The sequence below is a fragment of the Natronotalea proteinilytica genome (assembly GCF_055379935.1).
In genome coordinates this window covers 3,085,449-3,110,371 of the sequence record NZ_AP043947.1, presented here as the reverse complement: position 1 = coordinate 3,110,371, position 24,923 = coordinate 3,085,449, and the positions used below count along the sequence as shown (strand labels likewise).

The 24,923-nt window shown below is 50.7% G+C and carries 23 protein-coding genes and 1 pseudogene; all 24 read left to right on the top strand.

Annotated features, from left to right (window positions below; translation table 11 throughout):
* The first annotated feature begins 61 nt into the window (after window positions 1-61).
* The 24 genes and pseudogenes from purB (at window position 62) to ACZ5AL_RS12290 (ending at window position 24,640) form a co-directional block, all read left to right on the top strand.
* Window positions 62-1,372 (top strand): adenylosuccinate lyase, encoded by a 1,311-nt coding sequence (purB, locus tag ACZ5AL_RS12405; protein WP_464510754.1) that lies wholly within the window; start codon window positions 62-64, stop codon window positions 1,370-1,372.
* A 431-nt stretch (window positions 1,373-1,803) separates the two neighbouring features.
* Window positions 1,804-2,052, top strand: a complete 249-nt coding sequence (locus ACZ5AL_RS12400; RefSeq protein ID WP_464510752.1) for a DUF433 domain-containing protein — start codon at window positions 1,804-1,806, stop codon at window positions 2,050-2,052.
* Complete coding sequence (locus tag ACZ5AL_RS12395; RefSeq protein WP_464510751.1) at window positions 2,024-2,428, top strand: DUF5615 family PIN-like protein; 405 nt, start codon at window positions 2,024-2,026, stop codon at window positions 2,426-2,428. The genes ACZ5AL_RS12400 and ACZ5AL_RS12395 overlap by 29 nt, the downstream gene beginning before the upstream one ends.
* A gap of 92 nt (window positions 2,429-2,520) precedes the next feature.
* Window positions 2,521-2,877 (top strand): annotated as a pseudogene (locus ACZ5AL_RS12390) (endonuclease domain-containing protein).
* 1,226 nt (window positions 2,878-4,103) lie between these two features.
* Window positions 4,104-5,903 (top strand): ABC transporter ATP-binding protein, encoded by a 1,800-nt coding sequence (locus ACZ5AL_RS12385; RefSeq protein WP_464510749.1) that lies wholly within the window; start codon window positions 4,104-4,106, stop codon window positions 5,901-5,903.
* 440 nt (window positions 5,904-6,343) lie between these two features.
* Window positions 6,344-6,700 (top strand): endonuclease domain-containing protein, encoded by a 357-nt coding sequence (locus ACZ5AL_RS12380; RefSeq protein ID WP_464510748.1) that lies wholly within the window; start codon window positions 6,344-6,346, stop codon window positions 6,698-6,700.
* A gap of 529 nt (window positions 6,701-7,229) precedes the next feature.
* A complete protein-coding gene (locus ACZ5AL_RS12375) occupies window positions 7,230-7,586 on the top strand; it encodes an endonuclease domain-containing protein (protein ID WP_464510746.1) in 357 nt (118 codons plus the stop codon).
* 559 nt (window positions 7,587-8,145) lie between these two features.
* On the top strand, window positions 8,146-9,210 hold the full coding sequence (gene rfbB, locus ACZ5AL_RS12370) for a dTDP-glucose 4,6-dehydratase (RefSeq protein WP_464510744.1): 1,065 nt from the start codon (window positions 8,146-8,148) through the stop codon (window positions 9,208-9,210).
* A 228-nt stretch (window positions 9,211-9,438) separates the two neighbouring features.
* On the top strand, window positions 9,439-10,236 hold the full coding sequence (locus ACZ5AL_RS12365) for a hypothetical protein (protein WP_464510743.1): 798 nt from the start codon (window positions 9,439-9,441) through the stop codon (window positions 10,234-10,236).
* Window positions 10,237-10,270: 34 nt separating this feature from the next.
* Complete coding sequence (gene rfbA / locus ACZ5AL_RS12360; protein WP_464510742.1) at window positions 10,271-11,134, top strand: glucose-1-phosphate thymidylyltransferase RfbA; 864 nt, start codon at window positions 10,271-10,273, stop codon at window positions 11,132-11,134.
* 43 nt (window positions 11,135-11,177) lie between these two features.
* Entirely contained in the window at window positions 11,178-11,900 is a 723-nt protein-coding gene (locus tag ACZ5AL_RS12355; protein WP_464510740.1) for a sulfotransferase, read from the top strand.
* A complete protein-coding gene (locus tag ACZ5AL_RS12350; RefSeq protein ID WP_464510739.1) occupies window positions 11,897-12,970 on the top strand; it encodes a DegT/DnrJ/EryC1/StrS family aminotransferase in 1,074 nt (357 codons plus the stop codon). The genes ACZ5AL_RS12355 and ACZ5AL_RS12350 overlap by 4 nt, the downstream gene beginning before the upstream one ends.
* Window positions 12,967-13,911, top strand: coding sequence for a hypothetical protein (locus ACZ5AL_RS12345; RefSeq protein ID WP_464510738.1), 945 nt, complete (start codon window positions 12,967-12,969; stop codon window positions 13,909-13,911). Before ACZ5AL_RS12350 ends, ACZ5AL_RS12345 begins: the two co-directional genes overlap by 4 nt.
* 13 nt (window positions 13,912-13,924) lie before the next feature.
* Window positions 13,925-14,434, top strand: coding sequence for an acyltransferase (locus ACZ5AL_RS12340; RefSeq protein WP_464510736.1), 510 nt, complete (start codon window positions 13,925-13,927; stop codon window positions 14,432-14,434).
* Window positions 14,435-14,571: 137 nt separating this feature from the next.
* Window positions 14,572-14,895 (top strand): hypothetical protein, encoded by a 324-nt coding sequence (locus ACZ5AL_RS12335; protein WP_464510735.1) that lies wholly within the window; start codon window positions 14,572-14,574, stop codon window positions 14,893-14,895.
* Window positions 14,896-15,567: 672 nt separating this feature from the next.
* On the top strand, window positions 15,568-16,299 hold the full coding sequence (locus tag ACZ5AL_RS12330; protein WP_464510734.1) for a WbqC family protein: 732 nt from the start codon (window positions 15,568-15,570) through the stop codon (window positions 16,297-16,299).
* Window positions 16,296-17,120, top strand: a complete 825-nt coding sequence (locus tag ACZ5AL_RS12325) for a sulfotransferase (RefSeq protein ID WP_464510732.1) — start codon at window positions 16,296-16,298, stop codon at window positions 17,118-17,120. Before ACZ5AL_RS12330 ends, ACZ5AL_RS12325 begins: the two co-directional genes overlap by 4 nt.
* A gap of 22 nt (window positions 17,121-17,142) precedes the next feature.
* On the top strand, window positions 17,143-18,186 hold the full coding sequence (locus ACZ5AL_RS12320; protein WP_464510731.1) for a glycosyltransferase family 2 protein: 1,044 nt from the start codon (window positions 17,143-17,145) through the stop codon (window positions 18,184-18,186).
* The gene (locus ACZ5AL_RS12315; RefSeq protein ID WP_464510730.1) at window positions 18,183-18,791 is read left to right on the top strand and encodes a sulfotransferase; all 609 of its coding nucleotides are present in this window, start codon (window positions 18,183-18,185) and stop codon (window positions 18,789-18,791) included. Before ACZ5AL_RS12320 ends, ACZ5AL_RS12315 begins: the two co-directional genes overlap by 4 nt.
* Window positions 18,792-19,563: 772 nt before the next feature.
* On the top strand, window positions 19,564-19,989 hold the full coding sequence (locus ACZ5AL_RS12310; RefSeq protein ID WP_464510728.1) for a hypothetical protein: 426 nt from the start codon (window positions 19,564-19,566) through the stop codon (window positions 19,987-19,989).
* 439 nt (window positions 19,990-20,428) lie between these two features.
* Window positions 20,429-21,535, top strand: coding sequence for a glycosyltransferase family 4 protein (locus tag ACZ5AL_RS12305; protein WP_464510727.1), 1,107 nt, complete (start codon window positions 20,429-20,431; stop codon window positions 21,533-21,535).
* Window positions 21,525-22,493, top strand: a complete 969-nt coding sequence (locus ACZ5AL_RS12300; RefSeq protein ID WP_464510726.1) for a glycosyltransferase family 2 protein — start codon at window positions 21,525-21,527, stop codon at window positions 22,491-22,493. The genes ACZ5AL_RS12305 and ACZ5AL_RS12300 overlap by 11 nt, the downstream gene beginning before the upstream one ends.
* 37 nt (window positions 22,494-22,530) lie before the next feature.
* Window positions 22,531-23,400, top strand: a complete 870-nt coding sequence (locus tag ACZ5AL_RS12295; protein ID WP_464510724.1) for a hypothetical protein — start codon at window positions 22,531-22,533, stop codon at window positions 23,398-23,400.
* Between the two features lie 127 nt (window positions 23,401-23,527).
* The gene (locus ACZ5AL_RS12290) at window positions 23,528-24,640 is read left to right on the top strand and encodes a glycosyltransferase family 4 protein (RefSeq protein WP_464510723.1); all 1,113 of its coding nucleotides are present in this window, start codon (window positions 23,528-23,530) and stop codon (window positions 24,638-24,640) included.
* Window positions 24,641-24,923: the final 283 nt, after the last annotated feature.

Below are 24,923 nucleotides of genomic sequence, written 5' to 3'. Positions count from 1 at the left end.
ACCCAGCGCAACCTGTATGTTAGAATGCATTGCTTCGCCTCCCTTACGCCGCTTGCTTGCTATGATCGACCGCTATACCCGTCCCGAAATGAAGCGCCTCTGGAGCATTGAGCAGCAGTTCCAGTCCTGGCTGGATGTAGAACTGGCTGCGTGCTGGGCATGGAGCGAGATTGGAGCCATTCCGCCCGAGGATGTGGAGGTGCTGTACGAGAAGGCTGATTTCGATGTGGAGCGCATCCGCGAGATCGAGCAGGAGACCAAGCACGATGTGGTCGCCTTTACGCGAGCCGTCAGCGAAACGCTTGGCTCTGAAAAGAAATGGGTGCACTACGGCCTTACCTCGACCGACGTGGTCGATACGGCCTACATGGTGCGGATGCGAAAAGCCAATGGCCTTATCCGCGATCAACTCGATGGACTCATCGACGAACTGGCCGAGCGCGCCCACGAGCACAAAGACACGCTCACAATGGGGCGCACCCATGGCGTACACGCCGAGCCTACCACGTTCGGACTCAAGCTTGCGCGCTTCTACGACGAAATGAAGCGTCACCGGGAGCGCTTTACTCGCGCTGCCGAAGAGATGCGTGTCGGCAAGCTGTCGGGCGCAGTGGGGACCTTCGCTCACATTCCGCCCGAGGTGGAACGCCTTACGTGTGAGCGGCTCGGCCTCCGACCGGCTCCGATATCCACGCAGGTGCTCTCGCGCGATCGGCACGCCAACTACCTGAGTGTGCTTGCGGGGATTGGCGCATCCATCGAAAAGATCGCTGTCGAGATTCGCCACCTACAGCGCAGCGAAGTGCGCGAAGTGGAAGAGTCGTTCGGCTCCGGCCAGAAGGGGTCGTCGGCCATGCCGCACAAGCGTAATCCGGTTGGATCCGAAAACCTGACCGGCTGTGCCCGGCTGCTGCGTGGATACATGGTCAGCCAATACGAAAACGTGGCGCTCTGGCACGAACGCGACATCTCGCACTCGTCGGTTGAACGGGTGGTGCTGCCGGATGCTACGACGATTACCCACTACGCACTGCGCCGCCTGAAGCGCATCATTCGCAACCTGACGGTCTATCCCGACCGGATGCGCGAAAACATGGAGGCCACGTATGGGCTGTACAACAGCCAGCGTCTGATGCTGCGCCTTATCGATGCCGGCCTCTCGCGGGAGGAGGCGTACGACCGGGTGCAGCCCCTGGCGATGCAGGCGTGGGAAGAACAGCGCGCGTTTCAGGAGATCGTGCGCACTGCTGATACGATCACCGCACATCTATCGGTGGAGGCCATCGATGAGGTCTTCGATCCCCGTTACCACGTACGCAACGCGCATCTCATCTTTGACCGAGTGGGGCTGTCTGAGCACGGACAGGGTTGAAGGAGCGCCCGGGATATCCGCTCCGCTCCTGATCCCGGGCTATGGATTCCGATAGAGTGGAGCTGCCTGCCTCCCCAGTGACCCGCTCTCTCGTGGCGATGCACAACAGGCATGACCTTACGGCCCCTCTGCGTCGCCACGCTGGCTGGGATGCTCCAGCGTCCCCAGAGTCGCTCCCCCGTTCTTCCCCGCTCCCGGAACCGCCCGGGATATCCGCTTCGCTTCTGATCCCGGGCTACGGGAAGGCGCGGTGCCCGTCCAATCCATAGCCGGGGATCGCTCGTGTCCCCGGCAGTTGGAAAGGGCAGCCCGCCCCAAACGGTGACGCATGAGATTGCCCTCCAGAGCACAGCATTGCGCGAACGAACACATGCTGGCGAACGTACACTTTTTGCAAAGACGGTGATATACTCCACAGCATCCAGCAATCCATGGCTACCATTGCCCATCGCATAGAGGTTGATCCCGAGGTGCATCATGGCAAGCCCGTCATTGCCGGCACCCGGGTTCCTGTTCACATGGTGCTTGGTCTCTTGGGAGAAGGGCTCTCCATCAGCGAGATTATCAACGAGTACTACGATCATATCACCCGCGAGGATGTCTTAGCGTGCATCCGGTACGCCCATACCGTTGTGCAAGAGGAAGAGGTCTATGCCAGATCCCAGCCTATCAGAAAGTGAGGAATTGAACCAGGAACCGCTATTTCTCGCGGATGAATGCACATTTACGCAGACGGTTCGCATGATGCGCGCAGCAGGATGCACCGTCCATCGTGTTCAAGATCTCGGTATGACGGGCGCACCGGATGCCGAGGTTTACCAGACGGCCCTGGATAAGGAAGCAGTTCTTGTGACGACCGATCGTGGGTTTGGTGATGTCCGCTCGTATCCTCCTTCATCGCATCATGGCATCATCGTACTCCATGTATCTCCCGATCCAAGACAAGTCCGCGCTGTGCACCGAACGTTGGCAATGCTGCTACAAACGGAGGCCTCGTTTGCGGGAACGCTCTTCACCGTTGACGGACAGAAATACAGAAAGCGTAAGCGGCCCTGACACGACAACTTTGCAACTTCCTTTCCTACCGGCGCAGCCGGGGCCCGAAGGACGGAGCGGCCAGGACATTGGAAAGTAGAATTGGCGCACATATGAAGCTACACAACCGAAAATCGCTGAAGCAACGCCGCAAAGAGCTCCGCAACAACGCAACACCTGCCGAGGCCCAGTTGTGGAACGCGCTGAAAAAGCGACAACTTGCCGGACGCAAGTTCAGACGCTAGCATAGCATCGGACCATACATCGTGGATTTCTACTGTCCAGGTGAGCGTCTTGTGGTCGAACTGGATGGCGCCTCGCACGATGGTCCACTCCGTAGCGAATATGATGCAGAGCGACGGGCGTACCTGGAAGCACAAGACATCCGTGTCATTCGTTTTGAGAACAAGCAGGTGTTTGAGGATACAGACGGGGTGCTAGCGTACATCGAGAAACAGTTTCATGACTGATGGCAATCCAACCCCCTCTGCCTATCGGCATCTCCCCCTTGGCTAAGGGGGAGAGGTTTGAAGTGTATGATTATTAGCGGCTTACGAAAGCTAAACGCCAATGCAACAATCTCCCAAACTCCCCTCCTACCGGCGCCAGCCGGAAAGGAGGGGTGCCCGAAGGGCGGGGTGGTCCGGTACACTAACCAAATGACCCGTTTCGAGCCTATGCGATTACACAACCGGCCTCCTCTAAACCAGCTGCGTAAAGATCTGTAACCCATGTACTGACTCGCCTTCAAAAGTGGTTTCGCGGCTGATGGGAACCCAACCCCCTCTGCCTTCGGGCTTCGCCGCAGGCGTGATCCCGTGGACATCTCCCCCTTGGCTAAGGGGGAGAGTTTTGAAGTGCATGATTATTCGAGGCTTACGAGAGATGAGCGCCAACGCGACGAACCCTCAAAACTCCCCTCCTACCGGCGTTAGCCGGAAAGGAGGGGTGCCCGAAGGGCGGGGTGGTCCGGTACACTAACCAAATGACCCGTTTCGAGCCTATGCGATTACACAACCGGCCTCCTCTAAACCAGCTGCGTAAAGATCTGTAACCCATGTACTGACTCGCCTTCAAAAGTGGTTTCGCGGCTGATGGGAACCCAACCCCCTCTGCCTTCGGGCTTCGCCGCAGGCGTGATCCTATGGACATCTCCCCCTTGACTAAGGGGGAGAGTTTTGAAGTGAATGATTATTTGCAGCTTACGGGAGCTAAACACCAACGCGAGAGCCCCTCAAACTCCCCTCCTACCGATGCGCCAGCATCGGAAAGGAGGGGTGCCCGAAGGGCGGGGTGGTCCTGTTCGGATAAAGATCCCGAGTCTCCGCTGTACTGCGCCGGGGATCGCTCGCATCCCCGGCGTTCCATCATGGCAGCTCCCCTCGAACAGAACCACACGAGATTGCGTCGCTTCCGCTCGCAATGACAAGGTGAAAGAGCGTACGCCCCAACAACAAGCCCCACACCACATCCCTCTCCACACACAATTCAACGAAACCGCAACGCACGTGCCTGCTATACGATACGGCATTGTTTGTGCGGTATACCATATGTACACAACACACCGCACCACGAACCCGCTCCCCGTCCCAGCGTTGGGGGCACCCGTAGAAAGCAAAGACACACAGCGGACGGCGCCCCCGTTCGGTGCCCCCCGATTCATTCCCTTCTTGGATACGAGCCCCGGCTCTGCTGCATGAGCACGTTTCGCGACTTATTTCGGTACCTGAAGGTCTACCGCCGGTATATCGGGCGGCGGATGTACCTGCTCTTCTTCCTGACCATCGCCACCGCCTTCGCACAGGGCTTCGGGATTACCCTGCTCTTGCCCCTGCTCCGGGCCTCCGAAACCGGCGGCGGCGAAGCTGAGGACATGGGCACAGCCGAACAACTCCTCTATGATATGCTGAACTGGATCGGCATTGCCGATTCGATGGTCGGCATCCTGGCGTTTATCGCGCTGGTGTTTATCGCGAAGGGCGGACTCTCCTTTGCCCAGGGCGCGTACAAAGGCTACCTGCAATCCCGGCTGCTGCGCGAGCTGAAAACGAAGCTCTTCGATGCCTACAGCCGGATGGACTACCGGTACTACATCAAGAAAAACGCCGGCCACTTCATCAATGTGATGAACGGGCAGGTGAATGATTTCTTCAACTCGTTCAGCAGCCTGATCAGTTTTCTCACGCAGGTCGTTACGGCGATCAGTTACTTCGGCTTTGCGTTCTTTATCGCGTGGAACTTCGCCGTGATGGCGATTGGGGTTGGACTCGTTATTCTCTTCCTGTTTAAGTACCTCAACGCCTACGTGCGTCGTCTCTCCCGGATGAAGTCGCGCGAGATGAGTGAGATGAACAAGCTGCTCGTGCAGTCCCTGCAGTCGCTGAAGTACATCATATCTACACACCAGACGCCCCACCTCCGGTCGGGAATCGTCAATAGCGTGAACCGGCTCACCGGTTACATCTTCAAGCAGCGCGTGGCCGGAGCATTTACAGGAGCGCTCAAGGAGCCGGTATCGGTGCTGTTGATTATCGGACTGATCATCATTCAGGTGGCGGTTTTTAACGATCCGATCGCACCCATTTTTGTCGCGCTCCTGCTCTTCCATCGCGGCATGCAGGCGATGATGTCCATCCAGAGCGGCTGGCAGGGTACGATGGATAAGATCGGGGCGTTGGAAATGGTGGATGATGAGTTTAATGCGGTGCGGAAGAATGAGGAGCCGGATGGAGATCGGGTTATTGAGGGGCTCGACCGGTCGATTGAGCTCAGTAATGTATCGTTTGCGTATGGCGACGATGAGCAGGCGCTCAAAGATATTAGCCTGACCATTCCTGCCAATACCACCGTCGCACTGGTCGGCGAGTCAGGCGCCGGGAAGTCCACGCTGGTGGATATGCTCACGCTTCTCCTCAAACCCCAGGAGGGTACCGTCCACATCGACGGGGTTTCCGGATCGGAGATTAACCTCTCCTCATGGCGCTCACAGATCGGTTATGTATCGCAAGAGACGGTGGTCTTTGATGATACGATTGCCAACAACATCTCGCTTTGGAAGGGCGATTACAGCAATGATCCGGAGCACCGCGAGAAGATCCAGCATGCGGCCAAGGAGGCCTACGCGCATCACTTCATCAAGGATCTACCAAATGGATACGAAACGGTAGTCGGCGACCGCGGGGTGCGACTCTCAGGGGGACAGCGCCAGCGCCTCTTTGTAGCGCGTGAGCTCTTTAAGCGGCCCAACCTGCTTATCTTAGACGAGGCCACGAGTGCGCTGGATACGGAGTCGGAGCGCTACATCCAGAGCAGTATCGACGCCCTCAAAGGGGAAATGACCGTTGTAATCATTGCCCACCGCCTCTCGACGATCAAAAACGTCGACTACGTTTACGTAATGGACCAGGGCCAGGTCGTCGAGGAGGGCCCCTATGACGAACTCCGCGAACACGACGGCTCGCGCTTTAAGGAGATGGTGGAGATGCAGCGGTTGTAGGCAGGCCCTCCAAACTCCCCTCCTACCGGCGCTAGCCGGAAAGGAGGGGTGCCCGCAGGGCGGGGTGGTCCGCTGCGCCAACCTGACGACCAGTTTGCAATCCCATGTGGTTCCGCAGTGATTATACAATCGACATCCCTTAAAGTAACGACGCAAAGGCCTGTAGCCCATGTGCTGGCTCGCTTTACAGAAGTGGTTTCACAGCTGATGGAAATCCAACCCCCTCTGCCTATCGGGCTTCGCCGGAGGCGTGATCCCGTGGACATCTCCCCCTTGACTAAGGGGGAGAGTTTTGAAGTGCATGATCATTCGAGGCCTACGAGAGACGAACGCCAACGCGACGAACCCACAAAACTCCCCTCCTACTGGCGTCAGCCGGAAAGGAGGGGTGCCCGAAGGGCGGGGGGTCCAGGACATCGGAAAGTAGAATTGGTGTACAGATGAAGCTCCACAACCGAAAATCACTGAAGCAACGCCGCAAAGAGCTACGCAACAACGCGACACCTGCGGAGGCCCAGTTGTGGAACGCATTGAAGAAACGGCAGCTTGCCGGACGTAAGTTCAGACGACAGCATAGCATCGGACCATACATCGTAGATTTTTACTGTCCAGGTGAACGTGTTGTGATCGAACTGGATGGCGCCTCGCACGATGGCCCACTCCGTAGCGAATATGATGCGGAGCGACAGGCGTACCTGGAAGCAAAAGACATTCGTGTCATTCGTTTTGAGAACAAGCAGGTGTTTGAGGACGAAGACGGGGCGCTGGCCTACATCGAGAAGTGGTTTCATTACTGATGGAATCAAACCCCCTCTGTCTTCGACATCTCCCCCTTGACTAAGGGGGAGAGCTTCCAAGTGCAAGGCTGATCAAAACTTTTGAACACTTGAGATTACACGACAATCCCACAAAACTCCCCTCCTACCGGCGTAGCCGGAAAGGAGGGGTGCCCGAAGGGCGGGGTGGTCCGGTACACTAACCAAATGACCCGTTTCGAGCCTATGCGATTACACAACCGGCCTCCTCTAAACCAGCTGCGTAAAGATCTGTAATCCATGTGCTGGCTCGCTTTACAGAAGTGGTTTCACAGCTGATGGAAATCCAACCCCCTCTGCCTTCGGGCTTCGCCGCAGGCGTGATCCTATGGACATCTCCCCCTTGGCTAAGGGGGAGAGTTTTGAAGTGCATGATCATTCGAGGCCTACGAGAGACGAACGCCAACGCGACGAACCCTCAAAACTCCCCTCCTACCGGCGCCAGCCGGAAAGGAGGGGTGCCCGAAGGGCGGGGTGGTCCAGGACATCGGAAAGTAGAATTGGTACACAGATGAAGCTCCACAACCGAAAATCACTGAAGCAACGCCGCAAAGAGCTCCGCAACAACGCAACACCTGCCGAGGCCCAGTTGTGGAACGCACTGAAGAAACGGCAGCTTTCCGGACGTAAGTTCAGACGACAGCACAGCATTGGACCATACATCGTAGATTTCTATTGTCCAGGTGAGCGTCTTGTGATCGAACTGGATGGCGCCTCGCACGATGGCCCACTCCGTAGCGAATATGATGCAGGGCGACAGGCGTACCTGGAAGCAAAAGACATTCGTGTCATTCGTTTTGAGAACAAGCAGGTGTTTGAGGATGCAGACGGGGTGCTGGCGTACATCGAGAAGCAGTTTCATGACTGATGGCAATCCAACCCCCTCTGCCTTCGGGCTTCGCCGCAGGCGTGATCCTATGGACATCTCCCCCTTGACTAAGGGGGAGAGTCTTGAGGTGTTTGTTTATTCGAGGCTTACGAGAACTGAACACCAACGCGACAATCCCACGAAACTCCCCTCCTACCGGCGCGAGCCGGAAAGGAGGGGTGCCCGAAGGGCGGGGTGGTCCGCTGCGCCAACCAAACGACCAGTTTCTGAACCTATGTGACTACACAGTGATTATACAATCGACATCCCTTAAAGCAACGACGCAAAGGCCTGTGGCCCATGTGCTGACTCGCCTTCAGAAGTGGGGGCACGGCTGATGGGAATCAAACCCCCTCTGTCTGCCGACATCTCCCCCTTGACTAAGGGGGAGAGCTTCGAGGTGTATGTTTATTTCGATCTTATGGGGGCTAAACGCCAACGCGACAACCCCTCAAAACTCCCCTCCTACCGGCGTAGCCGGAAAGGAGGAGTGCCCGAAGGGCGGGGTGGTCTCTAACACAATTAGCACCTACATTCTCTTAATCCACTAAAACGCTTCATGAACCTCCCCTTCCAAACCATCCTCGTCACCGGCGGCTGTGGATTCATTGGGTCGGCCCTCGTCCGGCACCTGATTCGCACCACTGAGGCCCAGGTCGTAAACGTAGATGCGCTCACCTATGCCGGGCACCCCTCCACCGTTGCGCCGGTCGCGGATTCGGGGCGCTACACGTTTCTCCAGGCCGACATTGCCGACCGGGAGGCCATGCGTCAAGCGTTCGACACGCACCAGCCCGATGCGGTCATGCACCTGGCGGCGGAGTCGCATGTGGACCGCTCCATCGACGGTTCGGATGCGTTCTTGCAGACGAACATCGTGGGCACACACACGCTGCTGGAGGTGACCCGTGCGTATCTACAGGAGGCGGATGCGGCAGGACACTTCCGGTTTCTACACGTCTCAACCGACGAGGTCTACGGCGAGCTGGGCGATACGGGGTACTTCACCGAAGAGACGCCCTACGACCCGCGTTCGCCCTACTCGGCCACGAAAGCGGCCTCGGATCACCTCGTGCGCGCCTGGCACCACACCTACGGCGTGCCCACGCTCATCACCAACTGCTCAAATAATTACGGTCCGTATCAGTACCCGGAGAAGCTGATGCCGGTGGTGATTTTGAAGGCCCTCCAACAAGAGCCCATTCCGGTCTACGGCACCGGCGAGAATGTGCGCGACTGGCTGTTTGTGGAGGACCATGTGCGCGCGCTGTGCCGGGTGCTGGCCGATGGCTCCGTCGGGGAGACCTACAACATTGGGGGACACAACGAGAAGCAGAACATCGACGTTGTTCACGCAATCTGTGACATCTTAGATGCCGTGCAGCCGGTATCGGACTTGTCTTCGTACCGCGATCTCATTACCTTCGTAACCGATCGTCCCGGCCACGACCACCGCTATGCGATCGATGCCTCGAAAATCGAACGCGAACTGGGCTGGACGCCTGACGAGGACTTTGCAAGCGGTCTCCAGAAGACCGTGCAGTGGTACCTGTCCAACATCGACTGGTGCGAGACGGTGACGGCGGATACGTATGATCTGGGGCGGTTGGGAGGTAGTTTTTGAAATCTTTTCTTACAATGTAGAAATGCACAGTACACGACAAAAGTCAGACGATCCTTCATAGCCATGTTTAAACGCTTTTGAGCGGGGTTTCCCCGACGAAACGCTTCGACTCTCGTGAGAAGCGATTCGCAGTGCGGCTCGCCTCAAGTGGATTTCTGCCGATTTAAGAGGGGTTCTCCGTCGATGCCCCAGAATAATGTGAAGGCCGGCAATTTTTTGTCATGTACCATGGTAGAAATAGCTCAAACCAAAAATGTCGATATGAAAAGAGTCGATTTCATAGGTGCTCCCGGTGTTGGTAAAAGCACATTGTTGCGTTCATTGAACACACATCGTCAAAGCTCTGATAGGTGGATAACACAAAAACAAGCACTATATAAGGCCCTCAATCAGTCAAAAAATATTAAAAAAACATATAAGCTTTTACTGTCTGTGTCAAAAGTGTTTAAGCTAAAACAAACACAAATGCTTCACTTTGTTGCTGAGAGAGGTAATAAAAAAGAGTTTAATAGTGAGGTTCTGAACAAGGCCTTTTTTTTGGTCAAGGCAAAAGTTGAAAATAGATTTTCAGATGAAAGATACTCACCTTCTTCACGCTTCAACTCTATTCTATCGTATTACGACAAGATGAGAAAGCTTTTTTTATACGATAAAACAACTTCTAAATCGATAGTTTTATGTGACGAGTCTTTTTCGCACCATACACGCACAACCGATATTATCGAGCTTGTCAAGCAACAAGGAAATGCATTCTGCCTTGTACCCGATGGAGTTGTTCACTGTACAGCTCCTATCGAAATAGTAATGGAGCGCTTGAAAAAACGCCAAAACAAAAATGGTGCAATAGAAAGGTATACAAACATGAAAAATAAGGAGTTAAGAAATGAAACTGAAAGAACCATTAACTACATAGAAGAGAAAGCTACAGAGGTTGCTTCCCTTGGTGTCCCAGTTAAAACTATTGATGTAAGTCAATCTAAAGATTCATCTCGAAAGGAGGCTGGCATGTTTATTAACAGGATATAACTTGCGTCTATAATTAGGGAAAGAGCTTCTTGTTATGAAAGGCATCATCCTCGCCGGTGGCAGTGGCACGCGGCTGTATCCAGTAACCCACGCGGTCTCGAAGCAGCTCTTACCGGTGCACGACAAACCGATGATCTACTACCCGCTCTCGGTGCTGATGCTGGCGGGGATTCGGGATATTCTGATCATCACCACCCCACACGACCAGGAAGCTTTTCAGCGCTTGCTGGGCGACGGATCGCACATTGGAGTGAACTTGCAGTACGAAGTGCAGCCGGAGCCGAAGGGACTTGCGCAGGCCTTTACGATCGGAGCCGACTTTATTGGGAACGACGACGTCGCGCTCATTCTGGGCGATAATATCTTTTACGGACAGGGTTTTCGGCCCATTCTGGAGAACACGGTAGCCAACCTGCAGGGCGCAACCGTCTTTGGCTACCGCGTGCGCGATCCCGAGCGCTTCGGCGTCGTTGAGGTGGATGCGAACGGCCGGGCGTTATCGATTGAGGAAAAGCCCAAAAACCCCAAAAGTAACATCGCGGTGACGGGACTGTATTTCTATGACAATCGCGTTGTGGACATTGCGCAGACCGTTGAGCCCTCTGGTCGTGGCGAACTTGAGATCACCTCGGTAAACAAGCGATATCTGCAGGACGATGCGTTACACGTCCGTACGTTAGGGCGCGGTTATGCCTGGCTTGATACCGGTACCCATGAGGCGATGAGTGAGGCCTCGCGCTTTGTAGAAATCATTGAGCGTCGTCAAGGACTAAAGATTGCCTGTATCGAAGAGGTAGCCTGGCGGCAGGGGTGGATTGGAGACATCGAACTTGAGGAGCTTGCCAATCAATTGAAGAAAAGTGGCTACGGAGCGTACCTCGAACAGCTTTTGCGTTAGCCTTTGATCTGCTCAATTGCTCATCCAGAACAATAGAGAACACATGATTACCCGCATCCGGCAGTCTGCTGGAAAACAGTTGAATCGATGGGCAGAAGCACTTGGATACCATCGGAATGGAGGATTCCATTTTGAACCAATCAGCGAAGAGAAAGTCTTCTGCATTGGGCGCAACAAGACAGGCACTACTTCCCTCAAAATCGCCTTGAAGGAACTTGGATACATTATAGGAAATCAACGAAAAGCAGAGCGCCTGCTACATGCATACAAGCAGCGAGACTTTGAGCCATTTGTAGATCTGTGTAAAACAGCAGAAGCCTTTCAAGACGTCCCTTTCAGCTGGCCATATACATATGTTGTAATGGATCAGGCTTTTCCGGAGAGTAAGTTCATCTTGACAGTTCGCGATTCAGCGGAAGAGCACTACCAATCCTGGATACGTCACCAGTCACAGCGTCTCGGGCTTGATCGTTTGCCAACGCCCGAAGAGCTTAAACAGGATGAATATGTATACCCTGGTTGGTCGTACGAAGCAAAGCATGCCGTGCAGCCGCGAAAAGATAATGATCTATACAACCGGGAAGCCTTTATCCAGTTGTATGAGCGTCATAATGAGCAGGTAAAAACCTACTTCGCGCATCGCCCTAATGACTTGTTGGTGCTGAATGTTGGAGATCCAGATGCTTACCAAGATCTCTGTGTCTTTTTAGGCAAGGAGCCCATACGTGACACGATGCCCTGGAAGAACAAGACCCAGTCCTCATGATCCCCGTTACCAAACCCTATCTTCCCCCACGGGAGCAGTATCAGAAGCTTATCGACCAGGTCTGGGCGCGCAACTGGCTCACAAACAACGGCCCACTTGTGCAGAAGCTGGAGGATCGATTGAAGACCTACCTCGATCTATCACATCTGCTCTTTGTCGGAAACGGCACCGTTGCGCTTCAGATAGCCATCAAGGCGCTGGAGCTACAAGGACAGGTGATCACGACGCCGTTCTCGTATGTGGCGACGACCAGCAGCGTCGTCTGGGAAGGCTGCACACCGGTCTTTGTGGATATCGATCCAAGCACGCTCAATATCGACCCGAGTAAAATTGAGACGCAAATTACCGAGGACACCTCGGCTATCCTTGCCACGCACTGCTTTGGGAATCCCTGCGACATTGATGCAATCCGAGATATTGCCAACCAACACGATCTAAAGGTCATCTACGACGCGGCACATTGCTTTGGGACGACCTACAAAGGCAAGAGCGTGTTTGCGTATGGCGACATCAGCGCAACCAGTTTTCATGCAACGAAGCTCTATCACACGGTAGAAGGAGGAGCGGTAACGACGCAAGATCCTGAACTTGCTGAGCGGATGGCATACATGCGCAACTTCGGCCATGACGGACCGGCCAAGTTCAACGGTGTGGGCATCAACGGGAAGAACTCGGAGATGCACGCGGCAATGGGACTCTGTGTACTTGATGCCATCGATGAGATTCTGGCCCGTCGGAAAGAACAATGCGCTTACTACGATGAGCAACTGACCCCGCTCAATCTGGAGCGCCCAGAGCCTATTGAGGGGGCCTGTGTGAACCACGCCTACTACCCTGTGCTCTTCGAAAGCCACGAAGCGATGCACACGGCTATGCAGGCGCTACAGGCGAACGACATCAGTCCGCGGCGGTACTTCTATCCATCACTTTCCTCGCTGGACTATGTGCCTGATACAGATACTCCGGTGTCAGATGATGTGACAGAGCGGGTGCTTTGTTTGCCGCTGTATCACACGCTTGAAGAGGAAGGTCAAAAACAAGTCACAGTAACAATAAAAAATAACATATGAGTACTGTTGAGTACAATAAAATCGTTAAGATTTTAGGCAGAGAAGACATCCATTTTGATGTAATTGGTTCACCTCAAAAAGAGTATACTGTCGGGTCTATCTTTAATCCAATTCCTAATGGATTCTACTTTCTTGTTGAGGGTGCAGATCTTGGCAAAGAGGCGAAAGGATCGCTGGTACTTACAAACACAAATGACGTACAGCTTCCCAAGAACACTGTATCACTCCTTGTTGAAGAGAATCCTCAGTTGGTGTTTTATAAAGTCTTGAGTACCATATTTGGAGAAACCTCAACTGGTTGCATCAGCGATTTAGCTGTCGTTAGTAAGGAAGCAGACATTGGTGAAAATGTCCAAATAGATCCTTTTGCGGTAGTTGGAAATTGCGTACTGGAAGACAATGTGATAGTGAAAAGTCATGCTGTAATCCGAGACAATTCAATAGTAAAAGAAAAAACAGTAATTAACGAGCACTCTTCTATCGGAGCATCAGGAATTGCTTGGATATGGGATGAGGATAAAAAAGAAAAAGTTGTACAGCCTCAGCTCGGAGGAGTGATAATAGAAAAACAATGCATAATAGGCGCTCATGCCGTCCTCGTGCGTGGGTCTTTGAGTGAGTACACAAAGATAGGAAAACACACACTTATTGCTCCAGGGGCTCGAATTGGACATGGAACAATAATTGGATCGTACGCTCACTTAGCCAATGATGTTGTAACAGGAGGAAATACTTGCATAGGAGCACATTGCTTTATAGGTTCTGGAACTGTATTCCGACCAAAGGTGAAAATCGCTGATCAGACGATAGTTGGAGCAGGTGCTGTTGTCATTAAAAATATTCAAGAAAAAGGGAAAACTCTTATGGGAGTGCCTGCTGAGGCGTACCCTACGAAGAACAATCCAAGTGGAATGCCATCGCCGTTTTCTGTGAACCAATAATTACCTGACAAAAATGGATGTACCTCCTGAAACATCGATTTCCAAGAAAGCGGACATAGGTGAAAACGTCACCTTTGGTCGTTACTGCATCATACATGATGGGGCTACGATTGGAGACAACACACACATTGGGCCATTTTGCATCGTAGGTGAGAATGCACGAGTTGGCGCAGGCTGTAGCTTCACGGCATACTGTGAGATCCGAGATGATTGTGTGGTCGGTGACAATACTACAATGGGGAGCCGATGCACTCTATCGGCAGGTGTTAGGATAGGTAGTAATGTTACTATCAAGTACGGCTTTGTGGCAACTGACACTCCAGACCTAAAATCCGGCGAAAAAGTCGTGGGTACAATAGGAGATGGGGCCATGTTTGGGGTAAATGTCGTGCTCATGCCGGGTGTAAACGTAGGAGAGGGTGCAATAATTGGTGCATGCTCTCAAGTTCGCAAAGACGTTCCTGCAATGGAAGTCTGGTATGGCAACCCGGCCGAGTTTTACCGGAGTCGAGAAAAAGAGTAGCAAAAGAGATCTCTTCTGGTCGACCTCGGTTGAAGTAGAAACACTACTTAACCCATGAACTGAGAAAGCTACAACGTGTGGTTAAGTCCTCTTCAAGGAGAAATGCATACTGTCTGGGTTTAAGAATTTCCAAGAGCATGAAGCCAAAGCCGATTGGTGGCTACTTCGGTTTGGAATTGGATGAGGAACGCGAATACCACGATACCGGCGTAGCGCTTAATTCTGCTTCAAATGCTTTACGTGCTTCACTCCTGGCAAATGATTTTACAAAAGTATATGTCCCCCACTATACTTGTCAGGTGGTTATCGATGCTCTCAAAGACGTTGGACTCGACTACTCGTTTTATGAGATCAATGTCAACTTTGAGCCAGCTACATTCCCCGAAATTGGTCAGAGCGAAGCCTTCTTGCTATACCAATTACTGGGGATTGAAAGAAAGTTGTGTACACAAAATCACTAAAATATACGATAATGCTATAATCGACAACGCTCAGGCGTTTTACTCAAGCCACTGTGAGAACGCTATCTCACTTTACTCGTGCCGCAAATTCTTCGGAGTGCCCGATGGCGGGTACATCTACGGTGAGGCTATTGACGCTACGAAGGTACCCAAGAGATGTCTCGTATGACTGTGCAGATCACCTGCTTAAACGAGTTGACTCTGGTCCTGAAGAGGGGTATGCGTCTTATCAAGCAAATGAACAACGGGTCGCTCACAAACCCATTGCTCGTATGTCGCGTCTGACGCGAAGAATCATGCGATCGATTCGGTATAACAAAGTAGCCGAGCGGCGTCGCTCAAACTTTGCGTACATGAACGAACAGTTTCAGCATAAGAATAAACTTACGAATCTGGCCACTGGGGCTGTCCCCCTTGCCTACCCGTTTGCCACTGAGAAAGGAGAAAAAACCCGGACAGAACTGATTAGTCGGCGTGTGTACGTTCCTCAATATTGGCCAAGTGTTTTACACCGGTGTAGATCAAGTAGCACGGCGCATTGGCTTGCTAAGCATGTCATTCCACTGCCCATTGACCAAAGATACTCCACGCAAGATATGGATCGCGTCTTGCGTATCGTGAACGAATACGCTTGAACTATTAGTTAGCAATCTTACCACTCCCTACTCAACCATGAGTCAGTGTTCTGAGGAGAAGCCAGCAGATAAGGTGCTTGCTGTAATGCAGCCATACCTTTTTCCGTATCTGGGATACTTCCAACTCATTCAAGCAGCCGATGTATTCGTGTTTTACGACGACGTCGATTTCATTAAACAAGGGTGGATTAACAGAAATAGAATACTGATCAACGGAAATGATCATCTGTTTACAGTACCCTGTCACAATGCAAGTTCGAATGAAACGATACATGACGTGATTGTGCATGAGAACTGGAGAAGTGACAAGCTACTAAAGAAGATACGATTGGCGTACGCGAATGCAGATGCCTTCGACACAGCCTTCCCAGTAGTCAAGGAAGTCATCCTCCAGAATTGGAAGCACATCTCTGCACTTGCACAAGAGAGCATCAAGCGCGTGGTTTCGTATCTTGACATAGACATTGACTTTTACCAGTCGTCAGATCTACCTGCTGATCCATCTCTCGGGCGTGCAGACCGACTTATAGAACTAACTAAGCACTTTGGTGCAGCCTCCTATATCAACATGGAAGAAGGCAAAGAACTGTACGACAAACCTTACTTTTTGGAGCGAGGTGTCGAGCTTCAGTTTTTGAAGCCACAGTTACCAGAGTACAGTCAATACAATGCGGACACCTTCCATCCTGGGCTCTCTATCATTGATGTAATGATGAACGTTCCTAAGGAAGATATCCAGCCAATGCTAACGTCGTATCAACTGACATGATGAAACGGCTTGCTATACATAGTCCACCGCGCTCTGGCTCCACCTGGCTTGGGTCAATATTTGACTCGCATCCAAAAACAGTGTATAAGTACCAGCCCCTCTTCTCTTATGCATTCAAAGATTATCTGGGAATCGACTCCTCAACAGAAGATGTTGAGACCTTTTTCGAGAAGATAGCCTCTACCCAAGATGATTTTTTAGACCGTACGGAAGAAAAAGAAGAAGGGATAATACCTAACTTTGAAAAAGCTTCCCCGGAAGCGATCGTTTACAAGGAAGTCCGGTATCATCATATTTTGAACCGCCTTCTGACTGTAGATCCAGACTTACATGTGATCGGTCTGATCCGAAATCCAATAAGTACGATCTACTCGTGGCTTCATGCCCCGAAAGAGTTTGACCCCGAATGGGATCCTGTCGAGCAATGGCGGTATGCGCCAAAGAAAAATAAGGGACGTGCGGAAGAGTTCAACGGATATCAGAAATGGAAAGAGGTTGCATGGCTATTCCGGTACTTGAAAGCCGCATACCCAGATCAGTTTTATCCTGTAACGTATGAGAAACTCAATAATGGGCCCGTTGATGTGGCGAAAGACTTGTTTGCTTTTATCGAGATGAAATGGAACGCACAGACGAAAGAGTTTCTCCAGGAAAGCAGAAATACAGCCTCCGAAGCTCCATACGGAGTCTACCGAAAGAAAAAGGAAAGCTACCGCCACGCCGACAAACTGCAACCGGAGATCAAACAGGCGATTCTTGAGGACCCTGATTTTGAGATCCTGTGCGATATCTATAACTGGAATCTTGAAGCGCTTGAATAACACACCCCCTACATCGCCGAGGATGATTGATTTTGACGCGTTCAAGGCCAAGTACCAGCACGCACCGGTCAAGGAATACCCGAACCGGGTGTGTGAAGTGATGCCAGAGCCTATGGTCTCTGTCCATGTGAGCACCTACCAGCATGCCGACTTCATACGAGACTGCCTGGATGGTGTACTCATGCAAGAGACAGATTTCTCGTTTGAGATCATCATCGGCGAAGACGAGTCTGAAGACGGCACGCGTGAGATCTGCAAGGAATACGCAGATCAGCATCCAGATCAGATCCGCCTCTTCCTCCACCGTCGCGAAAACAACATCGCAATCCATGGACGCCCCACTGGGCGGTTTCAATTCACCTACTCCCACTTTGTCGCTCGTGGCAAATACATCGCGATCTGCGAAGGCGACGACTACTGGACCGATCCGCTAAAACTGCAGAAGCAGGTAGACTTTTTGGAAGCGAATCCGGAATATGTGCTCTCACATCACGATGCATCGATTGTTGATACTACTGGGAAGCAGTTATCAGCGTCTAAGCTTCCTGATGACAACAAACGAGACTTTTCACGGGAGGGGTTGATGAAAGGCCCTTTCCTACTCACGTTGTCTTTGTGCTTTCGGAATGTAGTCGAAAGCTACCCAGAAGGATTCTTTCGCGTGATGAATGGGGATAAGTTTTTGATAAGTCTGGTTGGACAATACGGTAAAGGAGCCTATCAGGAAGAGATCGAGCCAGCAGTGTATCGGACGCATGATGGTAGCATGTGGAGTACAAATGCCTCCCTAAGTCGCGCTGAAGCAACAAACAACACGTTAAAAGAGCTTTTAGTGCTTCATAGCAAAGGAAAACTTCAAAGCTACTTTGAGGACAAAGTGCTATATTCTTGTATAAGCTTTGTATCAAGACTAATAGCTGCAAAAAAGTTTAAAAAGGCATTTGTGGAGTTCTCTGAAGTCATTACCATTTTTGCTAAAAGCAAAAAAATAAACAAGATATTCTGTTTGGTTGTCAGTTTCTTTGGCTTCCAGCTTGGGCGTATAAAACAAAAACTCCTTAAATGAAAAGCTTACTTAGATCTAAAATCACCTCTTATTTTGACTCAGATGTCGAAGACACAATTATCATAGCTGGTGCCCCGCGCTCGGGCACTACGTGGCTCTTAGAACTTTTCCACTGCTTACCTGACTATAAAGCACTCAACGAGCCCCTTTTCTTGAAAAACAGCCCGGATGCCAGGTCTGCGGGATTTTCGTGGCGGACTCACATTAGACCCGACGAGAGTAGTGAAAAAGCGCGCCATTTTTTCGAACGAGTACTCTCAGGAAAAATATCACACGGCCCTTTGTGGCATTACCATGCTGACTCAACTGCCGGCCGTATGATTGAGCACCTGACGAGAAGAAAGCTGGTTGTCAAGTTTTGTCGTGCTGGCCGTTTACTGCATTGGCTGGATAAACAGTTTGCAGTTCGCGGAATCGTGCTGATAATACGGCACCCGTGTGCTGTCATTGCATCACAGTTAGCTCATGGAGGATGGAGCGACGAGGAATTTTCGTCACCCTCGGATGGACACGACTTTGATATTCCGAAACCTGTCCAAGAGAAGTTTAGCGATGTGCTCGCGTCATTGAAGACGAAACTGGATGAAATGGTATATGGTGCTTAGACTACTATATCCCGCTTGTACACTACTCGTGTTACGGTACACCTTGGACGCTCGTTACTTATGAGCAATTAGTTCTCGAGCGAGAAGATAGAATAAAAAGCTTGTTCGACTCTGTCGGTGCGAGTATAAATCAGGAAGTAAAAAAACAAATTTACAGGTCTTCGCGATATGCTTCACGAGACCTTGAGGTGCGAGACCCGTACCAACAGCTAAGTAAATGGAAGGAGCAACTATCCAATACACAGATTAGTCGGATTCTCGAACTCGTATCTGCTTTTGAGTTGGATTTCTATTCGTCCGATATTGAAGCAGACTATCAAAGAATGCCCGGATTAGAGTCATAGCAATCGTATTTATGCAAGCATTACCAGATTTAACGAGATCGGACCTTTTTCTGCCTCCACCGTCCTCTTGGCGGCAACGTGTGCATGCGCAAGTAGAAAAGTGGAGTCCCCAATCAAATATTGAAGATACCATCGTCCTGTCAGGAACTGGAAGATCAGGTACGACATGGATGGGTGAAATATTTCGGACGCTTAACCGGTATAAATACCTAAACGAACCGTTTGCTCATAGTCCCTTTCGAATCAGGACGTATGTTGATTCGCACTCCGAAGTCCCCAACAGTGTGAGGAAATATATAAATGAGTCTTTTAAAGGAAAAGTGGGGAGATCCTGGCGATGGCGGTTTGCAAGTTCTTCTCTTCTGGGACAATTTGCTGATTTGATCAAAAACGATAGAGTGATAGCGAAGCTCACTCGCGGACTTCGTATGTCTCGTTGGATAAGTAACACGTTTGATATCCGCCAAATGTATGTGATTATACGGCATCCCTGTGCTGTAGTAAGTTCTATGCTACAACATGGCGGATGGCGAGAGTCAAGAATGAAGAACCGGGGGGAAGACACGTACGAACGGATTGTTGGACGCAATCTTCCACAAAACATAGTAGAAAAATTTGAGTCATATATAAATAAAGTTGATTCGAAGCTTGAAATGTTAGCCCATATCTGGGCTCTCGACTACTATGTAGCTCTGCTTCATGAAGAACACCTCTACCCCTGGGTTCTCATCCCCTATGAAAGAATTGTAATGTATCCCGAAAAAGAGTTAGAACGGATGATGAGCGCGATCGGCGAAGGTGTAACAGAACCAATGAAAAAAAAATGTGAATGTGGCATCTGCATCAGCTTCTGAAGACTTGCACATTGAAAATCGCACCCGTCAACTTGAAAAATGGAAAAATCACCTATCCAAAAAGCAAGTTAACCGCATATTGGAAATAACACATCTCTATGGCATTGACTGGTATACAGAGAAAGTCGAACCCGATTATAATAACCTTAATGAAATGCAGGATCCAGACTATAAATGGTGATTAAAGCTGCGATAAGCACGGCATATTGTAGTATTATATTTGGATTATCCATCTACCGCTAATTTTTTGAATGGCTATATTCTTCACACACATCCCTAAAACAGGCGGTACGAGCATACGCTCGGGGCTCTTAGAGAACAACATTGAAGAGACAGATATACGCAGACCACAGGGCTACCGAGATCTTCAAAAGGAAAACAGCTGGTTTTAAGTAGTCATCCCCTTTCGTAATACCTCTCTTCTTGGCTTTAGTATTGGATGCGCATTCTCTCTATCAGCAACGATCCGCACAACCCCTACCAGGGCAGTGGCTACGTCATTACGGGATACATCAATGGGTTGCGAAAGCGGGGGCATACGGTTGATGCGTATGGACCCGAGGAGTGGCGCATTTGGAATGTGCACCGCGGCCGTCGCTACCTGTACCCTATACTGATGGCGCTCTTTGGTATACGCGCATATCGAAATGGGTCGTATGATCTCGTAGAATTGTGGGGAGCACCGTCATGGCTTTGTGCTGTCCTCCTGCGCTTCTTCTGGCCGGATGTATGCATTGCACATCACTCGAATGGCATTGAACAGCACCGGACTGCCGTGGAGCGACAGACAGATTCAGAGGCCAGGCTTGGATCCCGATGGTTTCAAGCCGATCTGTCGGCGGTGTATGACTGGGGCTTGCAGGCCTCGGATGCGATTGTGACCGTGAGCACATATGATGTGCCGTTTCTTGAGAAGCAGGGCTATGTTTCCCGTGAACGGATCTGTCCAGTTAGCAACCCACTTCCAGAGGCTTTCATCGGGCAGGATGTTGACATAGAGCGCCAAAAGCGTCTTGGCTTCTGCGGGTCGTGGATTCCACGCAAGGGCATTGACCTGATTCGAGAGGACGTAAGCTCATTTCTCGATGAGCATCCAGGTTGGACATTCAGTATAGTGGGGGTTGGAGGTCAAGACGTGCGGGTTAAGTTTCCGGAAGAAGTCCGAAATCAAATAGAGGTCATTCCTTTTCTTGAGCGTCCAGACTTGATTGACTGGTACCATTCTCTTTCTGTATTTGTGCTCCCATCGATCTACGAGAGCTTTGGATTAGTTATTGCCGAAGCCATGGCCTGTGGAGCAGCGGTCGTGGCTACGAATGTGGGACTCGCTCATACGCTCACCGATCGTGAAGAAGCTCTTATCTTGCCAGATCCGAGTAGTCCTCATCTCAAACAAGCGCTCGATCAACTGGCCAGAGACGAAACACTGCGCAGGACGATAGCCCAGAATGGATACGAGCGGGTGCAAGAACTGCGCTGGGAACGTGCCGTTGACAAATTGGAGTCGATATATACGCGCCTTGCCAATGAAACAGATGGACACTAACGTTCCCGACGTATCGATTGTCATCCCGACATATAACCGGGTTTACTTCCTCCAGAAAGCGATTGCCAGTTGCTTTGCAGGGAATGATGACATTACCGTAGAGGTGATTGTTGTTGATGACGGAAGTACAGACGATACACGATCGTTCCTAAAAGAAAACAACGATGACCGCGTTCGCCCTATTTTTCAAGATCACCAGGGTGCACAGGTCGCACGTAACACAGGGAAAGAAGAAGCGACTGGGCAGTACATCAAATTTCTGGATGACGATGATTGGCTTGCGCCAGGTACATTAGCAAAGAAAGCCACACATCTCGATGAAACAGGAGCCGATGCTTGCTATGGACGGTTACGCGTTTACTCTGAAAACGAAAACAGCTACAGGGGAATTGTCAAAGAGCACCCGTCTGAGGATATTGTAATAACCGTCTTTAAAGAACACATGTGGACCGTTCCTCATAAATACCTTTTTAGAACCGGTGCGATTGAGGCCATTGATTGGGATTTATCATTACCATATCATCAAGATTATGGGTTTCTTATAGACACCGCATGCCGTGGATTAGCATTTGTTGGGATAAACGACGTAGTTGGCATTAGTAGACAGCACGATGGCCCTCGAATCGATTCTCGTAAGACAGGTACACGGCGTTCAGATTATTACGCACTGAAAGTAGACCTCATCAAGCGTGGCCTTTCTCTGCTTGAAGAAAAAGGCTTGATTCGGCCCTCCTATCGACAGGCCGCTGCTGAAGGAATCTGGAATTGGGCCCACATCGTAGCTGGGCACGACCTTGAGACCTTTCGCCAGTTTTACCATGACATTGAAGCGGTAACGGCTAACTTTAATCCCGAACGGAATCGGTCGTGGCTGGCTGCGTTGGATTGTATGGTAGGGCCCAAAGCCACTGAGCACTTGTTGTATCCCATGCGTCGCATAAAACAGATACTACAGTAAAAAGCAAGTCAATAAATCAAAAATTTAATACCTGTCTATGATCCGTGAAGGAATTCGCCTATCTAAGAAAGCGCTTGATGTTTGTCGTAGTGAAGGACTTGGTCCTTTATCAAAGTCTGTAAAGCAGGCTCTTAAAATTCGTATTATGATGGGAAGACGGCAGTTTGACTTCTACACGAGACTGCGCTATAAATTACAGAAGCTAAAGTATACAGCCCCGGCTAATCCATATAAGACGATAGATGTAAACCCCGTGGATGTGGAATACTTCATATCAGTCAAGCTTTCTAATACACCGAAGCTATGGGGGTTAGGACAGGTTAGCAGCGGTGATTGGCACCAGCCCGCGAACCCTCAATTTTGGCTCATGGAAGAAAACTCAGTACTTGTATCGTTAAGGCAAAGATTTGAAGAGGGGCTTGATTGGAGCGACACGTTACTATACAAAAAAGCAAAAAAGGTTTTTGAAAGTCCTAATCGAGATTCGTTTTCAGGATACGATACCCTGAAAGAGTTTGAAGCAATTCGGTGCTCCTTCATTGACCATTTATTTGAGGATATCAGAGATAACGGATATATACCTAACTACGAAAGAGAACACTCTGTCCCCGATAAGGACGTGCGAGCAACCGAAAGCGCATACCAGCAACGATTTGAGCCGCTTGTTGTCGTTGGGGAAGACGGTCAAATTTATTGGATCGATGGTTTTCACCGGTATGCGATAGCGCGCATTCTCAACTTGAAGTCAATACCCGTTAACGTTTTGGGAAGACATGAGAAGTGGCAACACGTTCGTGATACGTTTGCAGAAGCTCGCACTATCAAGGATGTGCCGGATAATCTCAAAAAGCATATCGGCCACCCTGACCTCGAAGATATCAGTATCAAAGCATCGAGCACCAAGTAGTGCAAGTTTCTACGTTTTATGGCGATGAGAGTAATGTCCTTAGGGTACAAGGATCGAGTCAGTCAATTACGTATCACATAGATAACTGGGATCCACAATAAGTTAAATTCAGATTTTAACACCGTCCATGACCATCCTCTGGATCCCCCATAGCCCATTTCAACCCGGATCTGTTCGGCGTGATCAGCACCTGATTCGTCACCTCAAAGACCGCCACCGCATCATATCAGTGACATGGGAAGCCGGAAATGAATCGGTTGTGCAGGCTTTTCGGAAGGGCCTTCAGTTCTACAAGGCAACGCTGGAGGATGGACGTACGGCGTATCATGTGCGCCGCCTCCCGGATGTAACGCGTCGTTTTCGCGACAATAAACGGGATGCCTTATGGCTTAACGAATGGATGTTCCAGCGCGATATTCGGCACATTGTTGAGGCCGAAGAGATCGATGTGCTCGTCGTAGCGTACTCCGCTTACATGACAGGCTTCCCCCCCTTTGATTTGGATATTCCTATTGTCTTTGACTACCTGGACTGTGCTAAGTGGAAGAACCCCCATCCTCCTGAGCGACCTTACATAGAACAGGCCGATGCGGTGTTTGCGGTGTCTGCACTTGCTGAAGAACAGGCCCGCCAGCTTAACGAGAACGTACACTATATCCCCAATGGAGCTGATGTTGCTGCGCTGCAAAAAGCATCTGGAGCCCAAATTCGGCGAGAATATGGTATCGGTACGGATGCCCCACTTGTAAGCTTGATCGGTCTCATGGACAGTCCGTACTTCCTTGAGGCCGTGCAAAAAGCAAAAGAAGATATTCCAGGCCTAAAATGTCTACTCGTTGGTAAATCGGAGGCGCTTGTAAAGCAGTTAAGTGCAATGCCAAATGCTGAAGATACATTTATCTATGTCGGCCCAGTGCCGTATGAAGACGTTGCTTCTTTCTTTGCAGCTTCGGATGTCGGGCTGTATCCTGTGCCCGGCATTTCGTATGATGATGGTCGGTCGCCAATCAAAGTGTTTGAGTACACGGCCGCTGGAAAACCAGTAGTATCCCCTCCAATTCGGGAGGTCCGCCGGTTAGACTTAAATAACGTGGTGTATGCTGATCCGAATGCAGAGGCTTTTGCTGAGGGAATCGTGCGTGCGTTTCGGATGGAATCTCCCTACGAACCGAAAATATCGAAATATGACTGGCATCACCTGGCCACCCAATTCGAAAAGCATCTGAAAGCTCTTACCTGATCCATGCTCGACCTGATGTCTATTCTTAACCTTGTCTTATGATTCTCCCGAACTTGCTGGTCATCAGTGCCCAAAAGGGTAGAATAGTAGCACTGACTCAGCTCCAGGCAACAATATCACAATACATGCTCCATCCAACTGAAAGCACATATGACGTAGCGAGAACGCATATTCAAATATGTCTTCAGAAAGCCCTCTCGTGTACAGCCCGCACAGTTGCTAAATTAGCAGGTGTGTAGTCGCCTCAAAGCTTTTGCGTCATCCATCTTTCTATAAGCTCGTC